Raw genomic sequence first — 14,577 nt, 5'->3', positions numbered from 1 at the left:
CCTCCTCAGCGTTCGCAGCTGACGGCTGGCGTTCTGAGCGGCAAGGTCATCTTGCAGCAAGGGTAGTAGCCGCCCTTGTCCTTGTCGGACTTCCTGTAGAAGCAGAGCCCGACATCGACCGTGTCGCCCGGATCGTGGCCGGTGATGCCGATCGTGTAGGGCTTGCCCGGCGCATGTGACATGGGCGAGGTCACCCCGACGCCTGGCGTCCTGGATTGGGCTTTGATCGAATCGCCGCCGAAGCCAGCATGGTCATGAAGGTAGAGGTCCGCCTCGAGCCCGCGCGGTGTGCAGAAATACCTGACATCGTCGACATCGAGACAGGAGGGCAGGTTGCCGGGCGGCGGGAAGTCCGGCGGATAGAAGGGTGGCAGATAGCCGCCCGGGATTTCCTCATAATAGCCGGCGCGGCCCTCGCAGGGATGCCAGACGGCGACGTCGCCGACATGGCCTTCCACTTCCGGGTCCTCGAAATAGCCGTCGAAGTCGACGAACCAGGAGCCGAAAGGCGGCACATTGGCCGGCTTGACCAGTTCCCTGGGCGTGATCTGCACTCCGTGCACGGCGAGCGGCCCGCCAGCGGCGAGCCGTTCGGCAAGGGCCGGATTGTCGCGCAATTTGTCGCCGGTGTTGACCAGCGTCTGGGCACAGGCCGACGTGTCGAGATCGCCTTCGGCGCCATAGCCATATTGCAGGTCCAGCCCGCCGGCCGACTGCCTGAAGCCTTGCGGGAAGCCGACGGCATATTCCTGCGGCGCTTTCACCCAGACCGATTCCGTTGCCGGATCGTCCGGGTTTTCGCTGAAGTAGCGGATGACCTCGCCCCTGCCGGAATCGGCGAACTGGCTGTAGTCGTAGCGGTTCTCGACCGGGCCGCGCTGGGCCAGGTACATGAAGCCGCTATCGTCGAAGGCGATGTCGGTGACGGCGTAGTCCTTGTCGGCCTTGACCGTCAGCTCCCAACGGGGATCGCCGGCGAAGCGGCCGTCGCGGGCAATGCCCACCGACCAGATCTCGGCCTTCTCGCCGACGGAATAATAGAGCCGGCCGCCATGATAGGCGACGGCCCAGACACGGCGCTCGTCCTGGGTGTAGCCCCAGGTCTCGGGATCTTCCGTGTCGAAGGCCGCGCCCTGTATGTCCATGACCGCGCCATCGTCGGCGACCGGAGCCAGGCCATGCGCCGGGCGCCCGGCGACGCCATGGTCGAACGTGTCGACCAACGCGCCATTGGGGTCGATGCGATGGATCAGACCGGTATCGAGGTCGGAGGCGAAGACCTGGCGGTGGATGGGGTCGAAGGTGAGATTGCCGATGCCGGGCCCGCTGTTGGTGTCGATGTCTGCGAATTTGGCGACCTGGCCGCTGATGCCGTCGACCTTCCAGATGGTGCCCGGCCCGCCGCCGTTCTCGGTGCCGAACTGGCCCTCCATGAAGGCAGCGCCTGCCATGCCGCGGCGCTGCCGCTCCGGACGGCCGTCATCGTCGGCGTCAGGCGTGACGATGCGGATGCCGTGCAGCGAGGTGGCGCCGGCATAGAGATTGGGAATGCCTGACGGGACGCCACCGCGCATGCCGTCATCATAGGTGAGGCCGAACACCTGGCCGATCTGGCCTGATGTCACCTCGAAAGGCGGCGGCGTGTAGACGAGCTGGCCGGAGGCCGGCCCGCCCAGGCTTGAAACGTCGAAAACGCGCAAGGTGGCGCGCGCCGTGTCGATGAAGGTCTCGTCGACCGGATCGACGCCGGGCGGCAGGCCCCCCTTTTCGGAATCTGAAGAGTCGAAATCGGGAATGACGGTGCCGGAAAATCCGGTGACCGCCATCGAGCCGGGATAGATGATCCGGGTTTCCTGCGCCCGCGCGGGGCCGCCAAGCCATAGGCCGGCGGTCAGCGCCAGGACAAGAAAGGCGCTGGCGGCCTTCGCCACGCCGCCCAAACGGCCGGCACGAGAGGGCGCGAACCGGCGGTGATCGCGAGACATGGAACTCCCCCCGAAGTCTAACGGAGAACCAACCGATCCTGCCGCGCAAACCAGCGCAAGGCGCGGCGTTCCAGCACGTTCGTCCCCGATCGAATTGTCTGCTTTCCTCATAATTACGATACGCCTGCTCCTGTGCAGGGTCAACGGAACCAGCGGAAAGCCAAGCGCATCGACCCTGTCGCGAAGACGATGGTCGCGCCGAGCTCCTGTTGGTCGGGGAGGCCATGGCGTCCCTGGGGTGCTGGTCATGGTGGCTCCCTTTCCCGTGGCCACATCATGCGGCGCCTGAGCGTCAGTCGCACGCGGAGGCGGAAAGGTTCACTGTGGGGCCCGGCTATTCTTTCAGACGTCGCGAAGCGGGCGGACGCGATGCCTCGGGCGCAGGCGTAATCGGGCCGTTTCGCCATCCGCTGTCGAGGATGGTGGAAGCCTTGCGCAGAATGCTTGCGCCCGATGCCGCCTGTTCTTATATACGCGCCAAGCCGTCCAGCGCCGCAGCAGCGGTTGCCGAACGGGATTTCTTGTGAACAGGGGCTTTCGTCGGAACGCCTTACGGGTCCTGAGAGCCTGCTTAGCGGAGAGACTAGAAAAATGGCAAAAGTAATCGGTATCGATCTCGGCACCACCAACTCCTGCATCGCCATCATGGACGGCAAGGAGCCGAAGGTGATCGAGAATGCGGAAGGCGCGCGCACGACGCCTTCCATCGTCGCCATCTCGGGCGACGGCGAACGTCTCGTCGGCCAGCCGGCCAAGCGCCAGGCGGTCACCAATCCTGAAAACACCATCTTCGCGGTCAAGCGCCTGATCGGCCGCCGCTATGACGATCCGGTGACGGAAAAGGACAAGAAGCTTGTCCCCTACAAGATCGTCAAGGGCGACAATGGCGATGCCTGGGTCGAGGCCGGCGGCAAGAAGCAGTCGCCCAGCCAGATCTCGGCCATGATCCTGCAGAAGATGAAGGAAACGGCGGAAGCCTATCTCGGCGAGAAGGTCGAGAAGGCGGTCATCACCGTTCCCGCCTATTTCAATGACGCCCAGCGCCAGGCGACCAAGGACGCCGGCAAGATCGCCGGCCTCGAAGTGCTGCGCATCATCAACGAGCCGACCGCGGCTGCCCTCGCCTACGGCCTCGACAAGAAGGACGGCAAGACCATCGCCGTCTATGACCTTGGCGGCGGCACGTTCGACATTTCGGTGCTCGAGATCGGTGACGGCGTGTTCGAGGTGAAGTCGACCAATGGCGACACCTTCCTCGGCGGCGAGGATTTCGACATGCGCCTCGTCGAGTATCTGGCGGCCGAGTTCAAGAAGGAACAGGGCATCGACCTGAAGAACGACAAGCTTGCCTTGCAGCGCCTCAAGGAGGCTGCCGAGAAGGCCAAGATCGAGCTGTCGTCGACGACGCAGACCGAGATCAACCTGCCGTTCATCACCGCCGACGCCACCGGGCCCAAGCACCTGACGCTGAAGCTGACGCGCGCCAAGTTCGAAAGCCTGGTCGAAGACCTCGTCCAGCGCACCATCGACCCGTGCAAGGCGGCGCTCAAGGATGCCGGCCTGAAGGCGGGCGAGATCGACGAAGTGGTGCTGGTCGGCGGCATGACCCGCATGCCCAAGATCCAGGAAATCGTGAAGCAGTTCTTCGGCAAGGAGCCGCACAAGGGCGTCAACCCCGATGAGGTCGTCGCACTCGGCGCCGCCATCCAGGCCGGCGTGCTGCAGGGCGATGTCAAGGACGTGCTGCTGCTCGACGTGACCCCGCTGTCGCTCGGCATCGAGACGCTGGGCGGCGTGTTCACCCGGCTTATCGAGCGCAACACGACGATTCCAACGAAGAAGAGCCAGGTGTTCTCGACGGCTGAGGATTCGCAGTCGGCCGTGACCATCCGGGTCTTCCAGGGCGAGCGCGAAATGGCCGCCGACAACAAGGCGCTCGGCCAGTTCGACCTGGTCGGCATTCCGCCGGCCCCGCGCGGCGTGCCGCAGATCGAGGTCACCTTCGACATCGACGCCAACGGTATCGTCAATGTTTCGGCCAAGGACAAGGGCACCGGCAAGGAGCACCAAATCCGCATCCAGGCCTCGGGTGGCCTTTCGGACGCCGACATCGAGAAGATGGTGAAGGATGCCGAAGCCAATGCCGACGCCGACAAGAAGCGGCGCGCGCTGGTCGAGGCCCGCAACCAGGCCGAGGCGCTGGTGCATTCCTCGGAGAAGTCGCTGAAGGAATATGGCGACAAGGTCTCGGAAGCCGACCGCACGGCGATATCGGACGCGATCGCGGCGCTGAAGACCGCTACCGAGGGTGACGACGCAGCGGAAATCGAAGCCAAGAGCCAAGCGCTCGCGGAGGCTTCGATGAAGCTCGGCCAGGCCATGTACGAGGCCTCGCAGAAGGAAGCGGCGGAAGCCGACGCCAAGGCGGACGCCGCCAAGGACTCGGATGTGGTCGATGCCGATTTCGAGGAAATCGACGAGGACGACGACAAGAAGAAGTCGGCCTGAACCGGCTGACGGCAAGATAAAGCGGAAAGCCCGGCGCAAAGCCGGGCTTTTTTGCAACCCTGGCAGAAAAAGTGCGGAAAAAATCGTCGAAAAGCACGAACAGCTCCGCGCCGGCCCTAGCATCCGGGCTGCGCCGATCCTAAATCGTGGCAACGTGCCGGCAAACGACGCAACACTGCATGAAGACGTTGAGCATCCGGACAGCGGGAAAAAATGAAAGCTGATTTCTACGAAACGCTGGGCGTGCACAAGGGTGCCGACGACAAGGAACTGAAGAGCGCTTTCCGCAAGCTCGCCATGCAGTTCCACCCCGACCGCAATCCGGGCGACCATGCCTGCGAGCACAAGTTCAAGGAAATCAACGAAGCCTACGAGACGCTGAAGGATCCGCAGAAGCGCGCGGCCTATGACCGTTTCGGTCACGCGGCCTTCGAGCAGGGCGGCATGAACGGCGGCGCACACGGCTTCGGCGCCGGCGGCTTCGCCGACATTTTCGAGGACATTTTCGGCGACATGATGGGTGGCCGCCAGCGCCGCTCTTCCGGCGGCCGCGAGCGCGGCGCCGACCTGCGCTACAACATGGAAATCTCACTGGAAGAGGCCTTTGCCGGCAAGACCGCGCAGATCCGCGTGCCGGCCTCGATCTCCTGTTCGGAATGCTCGGGAACCGGCGCCAAGCCCGGAACCCAGCCGGTCACGTGCTCGATGTGCAACGGCCACGGCAAGGTGCGCGCCACGCAAGGCTTCTTCTCCATCGAGCGCACCTGCCCGCAATGCCAGGGCCGCGGCCAGACGATCAAGGATCCGTGCCCGAAATGCGCCGGCCAGGGCCGCGTCACCGAGGAGCGGTCGCTGTCGGTCAACATCCCAGCCGGCATCGAGGACGGCACCCGCATCCGGCTTGCCAATGAGGGCGAAGCCGGCTTGCGCGGCGGGCCGTCGGGCGACCTCTACATCTTCCTCGCGGTCAAGCCGCACGAATTCTTCCAGCGCGACGGCGCCGACCTCTACTGCAAGGTGCCGATCTCGATGACGACTGCCGCCCTTGGCGGCTCGTTCGAGGTGACGACGCTGGACGGAACGCAGACCAAGGTGAAGGTGCCGGAGGGCACCCAGAACGGCCGCCAGTTCCGCCTCAAGGGCAAGGGCATGCCGGTGCTGCGCCAGCCCAATGTCGGCGACCTCTACATCCAGACGGCGGTCGAGACGCCGCAGAACCTGTCGCGCCGCCAACGCGAGCTGCTGGAGGAATTCGAACAGCTCTCCTCACAGGACAATTCCCCCCAGTCGAGCGGCTTTTTCGCCCGCATGAAGGACTTTTTCGAGTCGTTCGGCGAGCGTTGATCGACGGCCTGTGCGCGTGTGGCTTGCCTTGCCGGTGTCGGCGCTGCGCCTCACCTGCCGGGCGGCCAACACGCGCCGTGAAAACCGCAGTAGGCGCGCATTTTTAGACGCGACGAAAACTATCTTATCCACGACATAGGCATGACCCTGCCTTGCCTTGGGCGGCTTAGGTGTTAAGTAGCTCTCAGGGGAGCGCTGAGGAGAGCTTGCATGACACGTGGTCCGGGACTGCGGAAGGCGCTTGCCGAAAAGTTCGACGACGAGCTGAAGTTCTTCAAGGGCTGGATCGACAAGCCGAAGACGGTCGGCTCGATCGTGCCGACCAGCTCCATCACCGCTCGCAAGATGGCTTCGATCGTCGACCCGAAGTCCGGCCTGCCCGTGCTCGAGGTCGGCCCCGGCACCGGCGTCATCACCCGCGCCATACTGGCCCAGGGCGTGAAGCCTGAAAACCTCTACGCGGTCGAATATTCCACCGATTTCGTGCGCCATCTGCGCCGGCTCTATCCCGGCGTCAACGTCATCGAGGGCGACGCCTTCGATCTCAACGCCACGCTTGGCGACAAGAGCGGGATGATGTTCGATTCGGTGGTCTCGGGCGTGCCGCTGCTCAACTTCCCGGTCGCCCAGCGCATCGCCTATATCGAAAGCCTGCTTGACCGCATTCCGGCCGGCCGGCCGATCGTGCAGCTGACCTACGGCCCGATGTCGCCGATCCCGCCCGGCCGCGGCGACTATACGGTCAAGCATTTCGACTTCATCATTCGCAACATCCCGCCGACGCAGCTGTGGATCTACCGGCGCGAGGCGCATTAGGGATTGCGAAGCCGACCGCGAATGTCTTCGAAAGTCGTCATCCTGCGGCTTGTCCCGAGGATCTGCCGCATAGCGGTATCAGATGCGGTGGGCATTGGGACGAAAATGTCTGACTTGGATGCGTTGGCAGATCCTCGGGGCAAGCCCGGGGATGACGCTTTGCCTGATCTGCATTGATTTGAGCGGGCTCTGGCTGTACCTGTCCGGGAACAAGGTTGGCCAATGGCAGTGATCCCAAAAATCCTCGTCTTTGCCGGCTCGGTCCGGGCCGGGGCCTTCAGTGGCAGGACCGCCGACGTGGCGCAGAAGGAACTTGCGGTGCAAGGCGCCGAGGTCACTCGCATCTCGCTTGGCGACTATCCCTTGCCGATCATGGATGAGGATCTGGAGAAGGAAAAAGGCGTCCCCGAAAACGCCCTGAAACTTGCCCGGATGATCATTGCCCATGACGGGCTGCTGATCGCCACGCCCGAATATAACGGCTCCATTCCGCCGCTGCTCAAGAACACGATCGACTGGGTGAGCCGGGTGCGCAAGGATGGCGGCCGTGCGGTGAGGCCGTTTGCCGGCAAGGTCGCCGGCCTCAGTTCGTCTTCCAGCGGACACTTCGCCGGGATACGCTGCATCAACCATCTGCGCGCCGTGCTGGTGCGTTGCCAGATGGAGGTGGTGACGCCGGAATGCTCGGTGCCGGAAGGCGGCAACGCCTTCGACGAGGACGGGCGTTTCAAGGACGAACGACTGCACCGAACCATGGAGCACCTATGCCGCACGCTGATCGAAACCTCGCGCATGCTGTCGACCCGGGTCGAGCCGTGATCGCCAACGCCATGCAGACCGACACAATGCGCGAAAGGCTGATCGTCGGCCTCGACGTGCCGAGCTTGAAAGAGGCCGAGAAGGCGGTCTGCGAACTCGACGGCGTCGTCTCCTTCTACAAGATCGGCTACCAGCTCGCCTTCGCCGGCGGGCTCGATTTCGCAAAGGAGCTCGCCAGCGGGGGCAAGAAGATCTTTCTCGACATGAAGCTGCTCGACATCGACAACACGGTGGCCAAGGGGGTCGAGAACATCGTCAAGATGGGCATGACTATGCTGACGCTGCATGCCTATCCAAAGACGATGCGGGCGGCGGTGGAGGCGGCGAGAGGCAGCGAGCTTTGCCTGCTTGCCGTCACCGTGCTGACCTCGATGGACGAACAGGACGTGATCGACGCGGGCTATGAATACGACCCGCACACGCTGGTGCTGCGGCGCGCGGAACAGGCGCTGCATGCAGGCATGGGCGGCATCGTCTGCTCGGCCGCGGAAACAGAGGCGGTGCGCCGCATCGTCGGGCCCGACATGGCGGTGGTGACGCCAGGCATACGCCCCGCCGGCAGCGACCATGGCGACCAGAAGCGCGTGATGACGCCGGCGGATGCCATCCGCAGCGGCTCCAGCCATCTGGTCGTCGGGCGCCCGATCGTCGCCGCGGCGGACAGACGCGCGGCGGCTGAAGCCATCCTCGACGAAATGCGCTCGGCATAATTTCCAACGAACGGCTTCGGAGAAGAAGGATGCCCAAGGGATACTGGATCGCCCGCGTCGATGTGCGCGACGCGGAAGGCTACAAGGATTATGTCGCCGCCGCCAAGCCGGCCTTCGAGCGCTTCGGCGCGAAATTCCTGGCGCGCGGCGGCGAGCATGAGAAGGCAGAAGGGGCCGGCCGCGCGCGCAACGTCGTCATCGAGTTCGAGACGCTTGCCGCCGCGCATGACTGCTACCATTCACCTGAATACCAGCGCGCCGCCGCCATTCGCCAGAAGGTCGCCGACGGCGAGATCGTGCTGGTCGAGGGCGTCTGAGGCTATCCCGGCCGGCATCAGTGCCGGCCGCGGCCTTTGCACGAGTCCTGAGGTTCACATCCCGCAGCCTGGCCCAGCAGGCGGCGCCCCGACCGGTTGTCTTTGAGTGACAACCGGCACAGTCGTTCGACAACGGCCACGACATGGCTGACGCATAATCCCTTTAGCAATCGCGTCCGAACAGCCCTTACACGGGGTAATTTTGATGCCGGCCGATCGCGGGTTGACATGCAGGTATTTACCTGCATATTATGGCTTCACATCAGAGTGAACCCGATGGACGCGGACAAGGTTTTCAAGGCGCTGGGCGACCCGACACGCAGAAGGCTGCTTGATCTTCTGTGCGAGAAGAACGGGCAGACGCTGGGCCAGCTTTGCGAACATCTCGATATGGCCAGGCAATCCGCCACCCAGCACATCGACCTGCTGGAGGCGGCCAATCTGGTGAGCACGGTCAAACGCGGCCGCGAGAAGCTGCATTTCATCAATCCCGTGCCGCTGCACGAGGTCTACGAGCGCTGGGTGCGCAAATTCGAACGCCAGCGGCTCAGCCTGCTGCACGACCTGAAACAGGAACTCGAAGGAGAAGACAAATGACCGCAGAGACGACCAGCTTTGTCTACGTGACCTACATCCGCTCGACGCCGCAAAAAGTGTTCGAGGCCATAACCAGGCCCGACATCGCACGGCGTTACTGGGGCCATGAGAACGTCTCGGACTGGAAGGCGGGATCGAAATGGGAACATATCCGCGCCAATGACGAGCGCACCGTCGAACTGGTCGGCAAGGTCGTCGAGATCTCGCCGCCGACCCGTCTCGTGATGACCTGGGCAAACGCTTCGCAGGCCGACGATCCGTCGAAATACAGCCGGGTGACGTTCGCCATCGAGGAATACGACACGATGGTGCGGCTGACCGTCAGCCATAACGAACTCGAAGCCGGCAGCGGCATGGCGAAGGGCGTCAGCCAGGGATGGCCGGCGGTGCTGTCCAGCATGAAATCCTTCCTGGAAACCGGCAGCGGCATCGATATTTTCGCCAAGCCGAAATCGGCCTGACCAGCAAATCCGACTGCGGGAAAACGACAATGACCAAACGCTATAGCGGCGGATGCGCATGCGGTGCGATCCGCTATGAAACGAGCAGCGAACCCATCTTTCAAAACCACTGCCAATGCCACGAGTGCCAGAAGCGAAGCGGCACGGGCCACAGCTCCTATCTGACTTTCCCCCGGCGAGCCGATGTGACGATCACGGGCGAAGCGAGCACCTGGCGGGTGGCGGGCGACAGCGGCAACGAAAAGATCCACGCCTTCTGCCCGACCTGTGGAACGCCGGTCTACCTGACGCAGGTCGCAAGGCCGGACCTGATAGCGGTTCACGCGACCAGCCTTGACGATCCCGGCCAGTTCAATCCGCAGGTGGTCACATATGCCATCCGCGGCCATGCCTGGGACAGGATAGATCCTTCCTTGCAGGCATTCGAGCGAATGCCTTTGGGATAGCGTACGGCAGGCAATCTTGCCGCGCTTTAACGGGTCATTCGGTTCGCCGCGGTTTCGGCCATGGCGTCGGCAAGCTCCAAGCCCCATTGAGACCGGCAATAGGCGCGGAAATCGAAGCAAGGCAGGCCGGGGCAGACCTCGAATTCTATGAGGTGAACGGTGTCGTCGGGCTCGATCCTGAAATCGATGGAAAACACGTCGCGCAGGCCGAGCCCGCTCATCAGCCGTTCGGCGATGGCGCGGACTTTTGCATCGGCGAGCGGCTGGCTTTCGGCGACCGGAAGCAGAAGCGGCTCGGCGTATTTGCCCGCCGCCTTCGCCGCCTCGCCGGTCTCGCCGTAAAGCGCCAGGCTGTCTTCCATGGTCTGGAAATCGCCGCCGGACTCGACGAAAGCGACGCCGAGCGCTTCGACGCCGGTGTCCGGCCTCAGGCCCAGGAAACTGGCGCGCGCATTGCGGCCGCCGACATAGGGCTGGACGACGACGTCGTCGCGATAGGCGGTGAAAACACGCCGGCTAAGCTCCAGCGCGTGGCCGAGATCGCCGCAGCGCGAATCCGGCCAGATGCCGATCTTGGCGCCGAGCCGGTTCGGCTTGACGAACCAGCCGGCGGCGGAAACCGGCGGCTCGACCAGCCATTGTCCGTTGCGCGCCAGGCCGGCCCGCGGCACAGGCAAGCCGAGCGCGCCGAGCACGGCGCCGGAGTGGAACTTGTCCTGGCAGAGCGCGAACAGCGAATCCTCGGCGCCGATCGCCTTCAGGCCGTTCAGCCTGGCAAGTGCAGGCGCCGCGCCGCCCCGGAAATAGGCGATGCCGTCGGTCAGCGTCCAGACCAGCGTGGCGGCCGGGTCGGCCTTGGCGAGCATATCGGCGGCATCGTCCAGCTCCACCGCCGCGAAGCCGAGATCGCGCCGATTGAAGGCAGAAGCGAGGGCGTCGAATTCATGCGCGAGATCGGTCGATTGCGCCAGGTAAGAAACGATTTCGGCGGCACGCTCCGGCGCGTGGCCATCGGCGAGGAGCCGCTCGAGGCAGGCCTTTTCCGGCTCGTGGACGAGGATCAGCCTGGGGCTGGACATGACATGATTCCCAATGGTGCAATTCCACACCATCGCATGGCGAAGACGCCAGGCTTTCGCGAAACCGACGCGGGCCGGACGCCTGCGTGACAGCCGGCCGAATGATCCCGTCAGACCCGGTGCATCGGGGTACCGAGACTCGCGTCAGGCCGAGCCGAAAAGGCCGGCATCAGGTGCCCTAGGCGATCAGCACGCGGGGCTCGAACCGGCCATTGACCTCGATGTCGAGGAGGAAGGTCATGCCGGCCTGCGGGTCGAGCTGACGCTGCTTGTCGTCCTTGCCGTGCCAGGCCGATGTAACCGCCAGCCGGCTGGCGTTCTTGCCGACAAAGGCCGGGCAGGAAGGCTGCGTCACCGGCATGGCGATCGTGCGCACCAGCTTGCCGTCCGGGGCGTAGCCCTTGACCACCTTGCCGCCCCAGACGGCATTCCACAGGATGCCGTCGCGGTCGAGCACGGAGCCGTCGACGAAGCCCTTGGCCGACCGGTGATCAACGAACACTTTCGGCTCGCCCGCCGGCAGGCCGGTCGCCGGATCACAAGCGACGCGCATCAACAGGCCGGTCGAGGTGTCGGTGTAATAAGCGAGCGCCCCGTCCGCGGAAAAACAGATCGAGTTCGACACGGTGATTTCGGAGAACAGCTTGCGCAATTCGCCCTTGAAGAACCAGTAGATCGCGCCGGCGCGCTTCTCCTCGCTTTTGCCCATCGTGCCGGTCCACAGGGCGCCGCAGGGATGAACGCGGGAATCGTTGGAACGGGTGACCGGATTGTCGGCCTCGACAAGTGTGTGCAGCGTCATCCTGCCGGTGGCGACGTCGCGGACAAAAAGCCCGGTTTCGGTGGCGATCAGCTGGCGCTTGTCGTCGATGATGGCGAGAGCGCTGGCCATCCGGCCAAGCTCGTGCACCTGGGTCGCGCCGCCGGACAGGCGCTTTTCCAGGAGATGGCCCTTGACGATGTCGAACCAGTAGAGCGTGTCGGTGGCGGGGTCGTAACTCGGCCCCTCGCCGAGCTGGCAGACATGGTCGGAAAAAACCGAAACGATCGCTTCGCTCATCCTGCGTCTCCGCCGAACACCGCGTCCCAGGCCGTCACCGCCGCCTGGGCCCGCGCGGCCACGTCTTCGACGCTCATGCCCGGCTTGAACAGGCTGGAACCAAGCCCGAAAACCGTGACGCCGGCCGCCTTGTAGCCGGCAAAGTCCTTCTCTGAGACGCCGCCGACCGCGCCGACCAATGTCGAAGCCGGCAGCACCGCGCGGATGGCGGAAATACCGGATGCGCCGAGCACGCTTGCCGGGAAGAATTTCAGCGCCGAGGCGCCGAGCCGGATCGCCAGGAAGGCCTCCGTGGGCGTGAACACGCCGGGCATGGTGACCATGCCGTATTGCATGGCGCGTTCCATCACCTCGGCATCGATATTGGGACTGACCAGCAGCCGGCCGCCGGCTTCGTGCAAGCCATCGACATCGGCCGGCGTCAGCACCGTGCCGGCGCCGACCAGCGCGGCCGGCGGCAGCGCCTTGAGGATGGCGGCGATGGACGCGAACGGATCGGGTGAATTGAGCGGCACCTCGATCGCCTCGATGCCGGCATCGAAGACCGCCTGGCCGATCGCCACCGCCTCGGCAGGCTTGAGGCCGCGCAGGATGGCGACCAGCCCGCGCTTGAGCTTCGGGAACGCAGCGGTCTGGTTCATCAGGCAACTCCGGTTCTGGCGATCATGCCGTTTTCGCGCGCCGCCTCGACCAGGCCGGCACGCACCGCCTCATCCGCGTCGACGGTCCGCACGCCAAGCCCGGCAAGGCCGAGCGCCTGCCGATAAAGCGCCGCAAGCGCGCCGGAGGCAATCAGCACCACCGATGTGGCGCCCGCGGCCTGGTGGCGCCTCGCCGAGGCGATCTCGCCGCCGATCAGCAGGCCCGACAGGCAGGCCGCGGCATCGTCGGCCTTCATGTCCTGGAGCAGACCGGCGGCGCGGATCGAGAACAGTTTTGCGGTGACGTCGCCACCTTCGGTCAACGCCGCACCACACCAGCGGCGGAAGAAAGGGTTCTGCGGGTCGACCGGCTTGGGATGCTCGCCGAGCGAATGGCGCAGGATCGAATGCGCGGCCAGCACCGAGAACAGCTCGCCGGTCGGCCATGTGCCGAAGCCGGCAACGGCGCCGTCCTCAACCAGAACCCATTTCGAATGGGTGCCCGGCATGCAGACGATTTCACGCCCCTTTGCCGGCAAACCGGCGCCGGCAAGCTGTGTCTCCTCGCCGCGCATGACGTCTGGCGCATCGGCCAGGCGTTGGGCAAGGCCGGGCACGATACGAATGTCGCGGCTCTCCCCCGGGATGCGGGCCGCGCCGGCCAGGATGGCGCCGATCGGCGCCGGCACGGTGACATAGGGCGCTTCGAGCCAGCCCTGGCGCGAGCCTGCCATGCCGCAGATGATGACGGGCAGCGTTTCCGGCGCGCCCATGGCGGCGAGATGACCCTCGAGAACCCGGGAAAAGCCCTTCTCGCGCGCGGTGATCAGTCCGTCGTCGCCGCGACGCTCGGCAAGCACCTTGCCGCCGCCGTCGATCAGCCAGGCACGAAGCCGGGTCGTGCCCCAATCGAGCGCCGCGACCGCCGGCACATTGCCGACAAATCGGGGGCCGGCAAACCCGGGGCTCACAGGAAACCTCCGTCGACGATCAGCATTTGCGCGGTCAGCATGCGCGAGGCGTCCGAGGCCAGGAACAGCACGGTGCCGACCAAATCGTCCGGCCGCATGACGTCCTTGATGCACTGCTTGGCGACATGAGAGGCAAGCGCCTGCTCCGTCACCCAGCGTTCCTGCTGCCGTTCCGTGATGACCCAGCCGGGCGCGACGGCGTTGACGCGGATACGGTCGGGCCCGAGCTTGCCGGCCAAACCCTTGGTGAGGCCGAGTATGCCCGCCTTGGCGGCGGTGTAGGCCGGCATGTCGGGGTGGTTGATCAGGTAGGAGGTCGAGGTGAAATTGATGATCGAGCCGCCGCCGGCCCGCTTCATGCCCGGCGCCACCGCCTGCGCGGTGAAGAAATGCGGTCTGAGGTTGATCGCCTGGTTGTTGTCCCAAAACTCCACCGTCACGTCTTCGACGGCGTGGCGTTCGTCCCAGGCGGCATTGTTGACCAGCACGGTGACGTCGCCATGCGCTTCGGCCGCCTTCGCGGCAGACGCCCGGAGCGCTTCGATGTCGCGCAGATCGGACTTGAGGTAGAGCGGCCGGCGGCCGAGCTCTTTCTCGATGCGGTCGGCAAGCGCGGTGCTGGGCTTGTCGGCGATGTCGATGAAGGCGACCTTGGCGCCCTGGCGCATGAAACCCTCGGTCAATGCCGCGCCAATGCCGGAGCCGCCGCCGGTGATCAGCACCGAAGCGCCTTCGAGGTCGGCAAAACGTGCCGATGGCATCATGGTTTTCGTCTCCTGGGTTGACCGGCGCGCATCCTAGCCAGACCGATCCGGCGGGCAAG

General features: G+C 64.8%; 15 protein-coding genes. 9 read left to right on the top strand and 6 right to left on the bottom strand.

Going from position 1 to position 14,577, the window contains the following annotated elements; genetic code table 11:
- Positions 1 to 5: 5 nt before the first annotated feature.
- Positions 6 to 1,985 (bottom strand): hypothetical protein, encoded by a 1,980-nt coding sequence (locus LB545_RS03830; RefSeq protein ID WP_411971063.1) that lies wholly within the window; start codon positions 1,983 to 1,985, stop codon positions 6 to 8.
- Positions 1,986 to 2,576: 591 nt separating this feature from the next.
- Between LB545_RS03830 and dnaK the strand changes: the two genes are divergently transcribed.
- The 9 genes from dnaK to LB545_RS03785 all read left to right on the top strand — a co-directional run bounded on the left by dnaK (position 2,577) and on the right by LB545_RS03785 (position 10,003).
- On the top strand, positions 2,577 to 4,493 hold the full coding sequence (dnaK, locus tag LB545_RS03825; RefSeq protein WP_140514198.1) for a molecular chaperone DnaK: 1,917 nt from the start codon (positions 2,577 to 2,579) through the stop codon (positions 4,491 to 4,493).
- 213 nt (positions 4,494 to 4,706) lie between these two features.
- Positions 4,707 to 5,837 (top strand): molecular chaperone DnaJ, encoded by a 1,131-nt coding sequence (gene dnaJ, locus LB545_RS03820; protein ID WP_140491627.1) that lies wholly within the window; start codon positions 4,707 to 4,709, stop codon positions 5,835 to 5,837.
- A gap of 210 nt (positions 5,838 to 6,047) precedes the next feature.
- The gene (gene pmtA / locus LB545_RS03815) at positions 6,048 to 6,653 is read left to right on the top strand and encodes a phospholipid N-methyltransferase PmtA (protein WP_140563748.1); all 606 of its coding nucleotides are present in this window, start codon (positions 6,048 to 6,050) and stop codon (positions 6,651 to 6,653) included.
- 222 nt (positions 6,654 to 6,875) lie between these two features.
- A complete protein-coding gene (locus tag LB545_RS03810) occupies positions 6,876 to 7,472 on the top strand; it encodes an NADPH-dependent FMN reductase (RefSeq protein ID WP_140491631.1) in 597 nt (198 codons plus the stop codon).
- 11 nt (positions 7,473 to 7,483) lie between these two features.
- Positions 7,484 to 8,182, top strand: a complete 699-nt coding sequence (gene pyrF, locus LB545_RS03805) for an orotidine-5'-phosphate decarboxylase (protein ID WP_140563966.1) — start codon at positions 7,484 to 7,486, stop codon at positions 8,180 to 8,182.
- 29 nt (positions 8,183 to 8,211) lie between these two features.
- Complete coding sequence (locus LB545_RS03800; RefSeq protein WP_140491638.1) at positions 8,212 to 8,499, top strand: DUF1330 domain-containing protein; 288 nt, start codon at positions 8,212 to 8,214, stop codon at positions 8,497 to 8,499.
- A gap of 276 nt (positions 8,500 to 8,775) precedes the next feature.
- Positions 8,776 to 9,096 carry an ArsR/SmtB family transcription factor gene (locus LB545_RS03795; RefSeq protein WP_140491640.1) on the top strand — a complete coding sequence of 107 codons (321 nt, stop codon included), beginning with the start codon at positions 8,776 to 8,778 and terminating at the stop codon, positions 9,094 to 9,096.
- Positions 9,093 to 9,557, top strand: a complete 465-nt coding sequence (locus LB545_RS03790; protein WP_140514194.1) for an SRPBCC family protein — start codon at positions 9,093 to 9,095, stop codon at positions 9,555 to 9,557. Before LB545_RS03795 ends, LB545_RS03790 begins: the two co-directional genes overlap by 4 nt.
- Positions 9,558 to 9,586: 29 nt before the next feature.
- Positions 9,587 to 10,003: a GFA family protein gene (locus tag LB545_RS03785; RefSeq protein WP_140514192.1), complete on the top strand. Its 417-nt coding sequence runs from the start codon at positions 9,587 to 9,589 to the stop codon at positions 10,001 to 10,003.
- 26 nt (positions 10,004 to 10,029) lie between these two features.
- Here LB545_RS03785 and LB545_RS03780 read toward each other — a convergent pair whose 3' ends face one another.
- From LB545_RS03780 to LB545_RS03760, 5 genes are all read right to left on the bottom strand, one after another.
- Positions 10,030 to 11,082 carry a D-alanine:D-lactate ligase-like protein gene (locus tag LB545_RS03780; RefSeq protein WP_224704454.1) on the bottom strand — a complete coding sequence of 351 codons (1,053 nt, stop codon included), beginning with the start codon at positions 11,080 to 11,082 and terminating at the stop codon, positions 10,030 to 10,032.
- Positions 11,083 to 11,260: 178 nt separating this feature from the next.
- A complete protein-coding gene (locus LB545_RS03775) occupies positions 11,261 to 12,142 on the bottom strand; it encodes an SMP-30/gluconolactonase/LRE family protein (RefSeq protein ID WP_140554678.1) in 882 nt (293 codons plus the stop codon).
- Positions 12,139 to 12,783: a 2-dehydro-3-deoxy-6-phosphogalactonate aldolase gene (locus LB545_RS03770; protein WP_140491649.1), complete on the bottom strand. Its 645-nt coding sequence runs from the start codon at positions 12,781 to 12,783 to the stop codon at positions 12,139 to 12,141. The genes LB545_RS03775 and LB545_RS03770 overlap by 4 nt, the downstream gene beginning before the upstream one ends.
- Complete coding sequence (locus LB545_RS03765; RefSeq protein WP_140655185.1) at positions 12,783 to 13,754, bottom strand: 2-dehydro-3-deoxygalactonokinase; 972 nt, start codon at positions 13,752 to 13,754, stop codon at positions 12,783 to 12,785. Before LB545_RS03765 ends, LB545_RS03770 begins: the two co-directional genes overlap by 1 nt.
- Entirely contained in the window at positions 13,751 to 14,518 is a 768-nt protein-coding gene (locus LB545_RS03760; protein WP_140491653.1) for an SDR family NAD(P)-dependent oxidoreductase, read from the bottom strand. Before LB545_RS03760 ends, LB545_RS03765 begins: the two co-directional genes overlap by 4 nt.
- Positions 14,519 to 14,577: the final 59 nt, after the last annotated feature.

The sequence above is a fragment of the Mesorhizobium sp. BR1-1-6 genome (genome assembly GCF_020165355.1).
In the GTDB taxonomy this organism is placed as follows: Bacteria; Pseudomonadota; Alphaproteobacteria; order Rhizobiales; family Rhizobiaceae; genus Mesorhizobium.
The sequence above is the reverse complement of the archived record's forward strand: the minus strand, read 5'-3'. Positions and strand labels throughout refer to the sequence as shown.

Excerpts from the sequence above, each read along its gene's own strand:
- LB545_RS03760 (WP_140491653.1), bottom strand. The coding sequence starts at position 14,518 with ATGATGCCATCGGCACGTTTTGCCGACCTCGAAGGCGCTTCGGTGCTG.
- pyrF (WP_140563966.1), top strand. The coding sequence starts at position 7,484 with ATGCAGACCGACACAATGCGCGAAAGGCTGATCGTCGGCCTCGACGTG.
- LB545_RS03790 (WP_140514194.1), top strand. The coding sequence starts at position 9,093 with ATGACCGCAGAGACGACCAGCTTTGTCTACGTGACCTACATCCGCTCG.
- LB545_RS03795 (WP_140491640.1), top strand. The coding sequence starts at position 8,776 with ATGGACGCGGACAAGGTTTTCAAGGCGCTGGGCGACCCGACACGCAGA.
- LB545_RS03785 (WP_140514192.1), top strand. The coding sequence starts at position 9,587 with ATGACCAAACGCTATAGCGGCGGATGCGCATGCGGTGCGATCCGCTAT.
- pmtA (WP_140563748.1), top strand. The coding sequence starts at position 6,048 with ATGACACGTGGTCCGGGACTGCGGAAGGCGCTTGCCGAAAAGTTCGAC.
- LB545_RS03800 (WP_140491638.1), top strand. The coding sequence starts at position 8,212 with ATGCCCAAGGGATACTGGATCGCCCGCGTCGATGTGCGCGACGCGGAA.
- LB545_RS03775 (WP_140554678.1), bottom strand. The coding sequence starts at position 12,142 with ATGAGCGAAGCGATCGTTTCGGTTTTTTCCGACCATGTCTGCCAGCTC.
- dnaJ (WP_140491627.1), top strand. The coding sequence starts at position 4,707 with ATGAAAGCTGATTTCTACGAAACGCTGGGCGTGCACAAGGGTGCCGAC.
- dnaK (WP_140514198.1), top strand. The coding sequence starts at position 2,577 with ATGGCAAAAGTAATCGGTATCGATCTCGGCACCACCAACTCCTGCATC.
- LB545_RS03810 (WP_140491631.1), top strand. The coding sequence starts at position 6,876 with ATGGCAGTGATCCCAAAAATCCTCGTCTTTGCCGGCTCGGTCCGGGCC.
- LB545_RS03780 (WP_224704454.1), bottom strand. The coding sequence starts at position 11,082 with ATGTCCAGCCCCAGGCTGATCCTCGTCCACGAGCCGGAAAAGGCCTGC.
- LB545_RS03770 (WP_140491649.1), bottom strand. The coding sequence starts at position 12,783 with ATGAACCAGACCGCTGCGTTCCCGAAGCTCAAGCGCGGGCTGGTCGCC.
- LB545_RS03830 (WP_411971063.1), bottom strand. The coding sequence starts at position 1,985 with ATGTCTCGCGATCACCGCCGGTTCGCGCCCTCTCGTGCCGGCCGTTTG.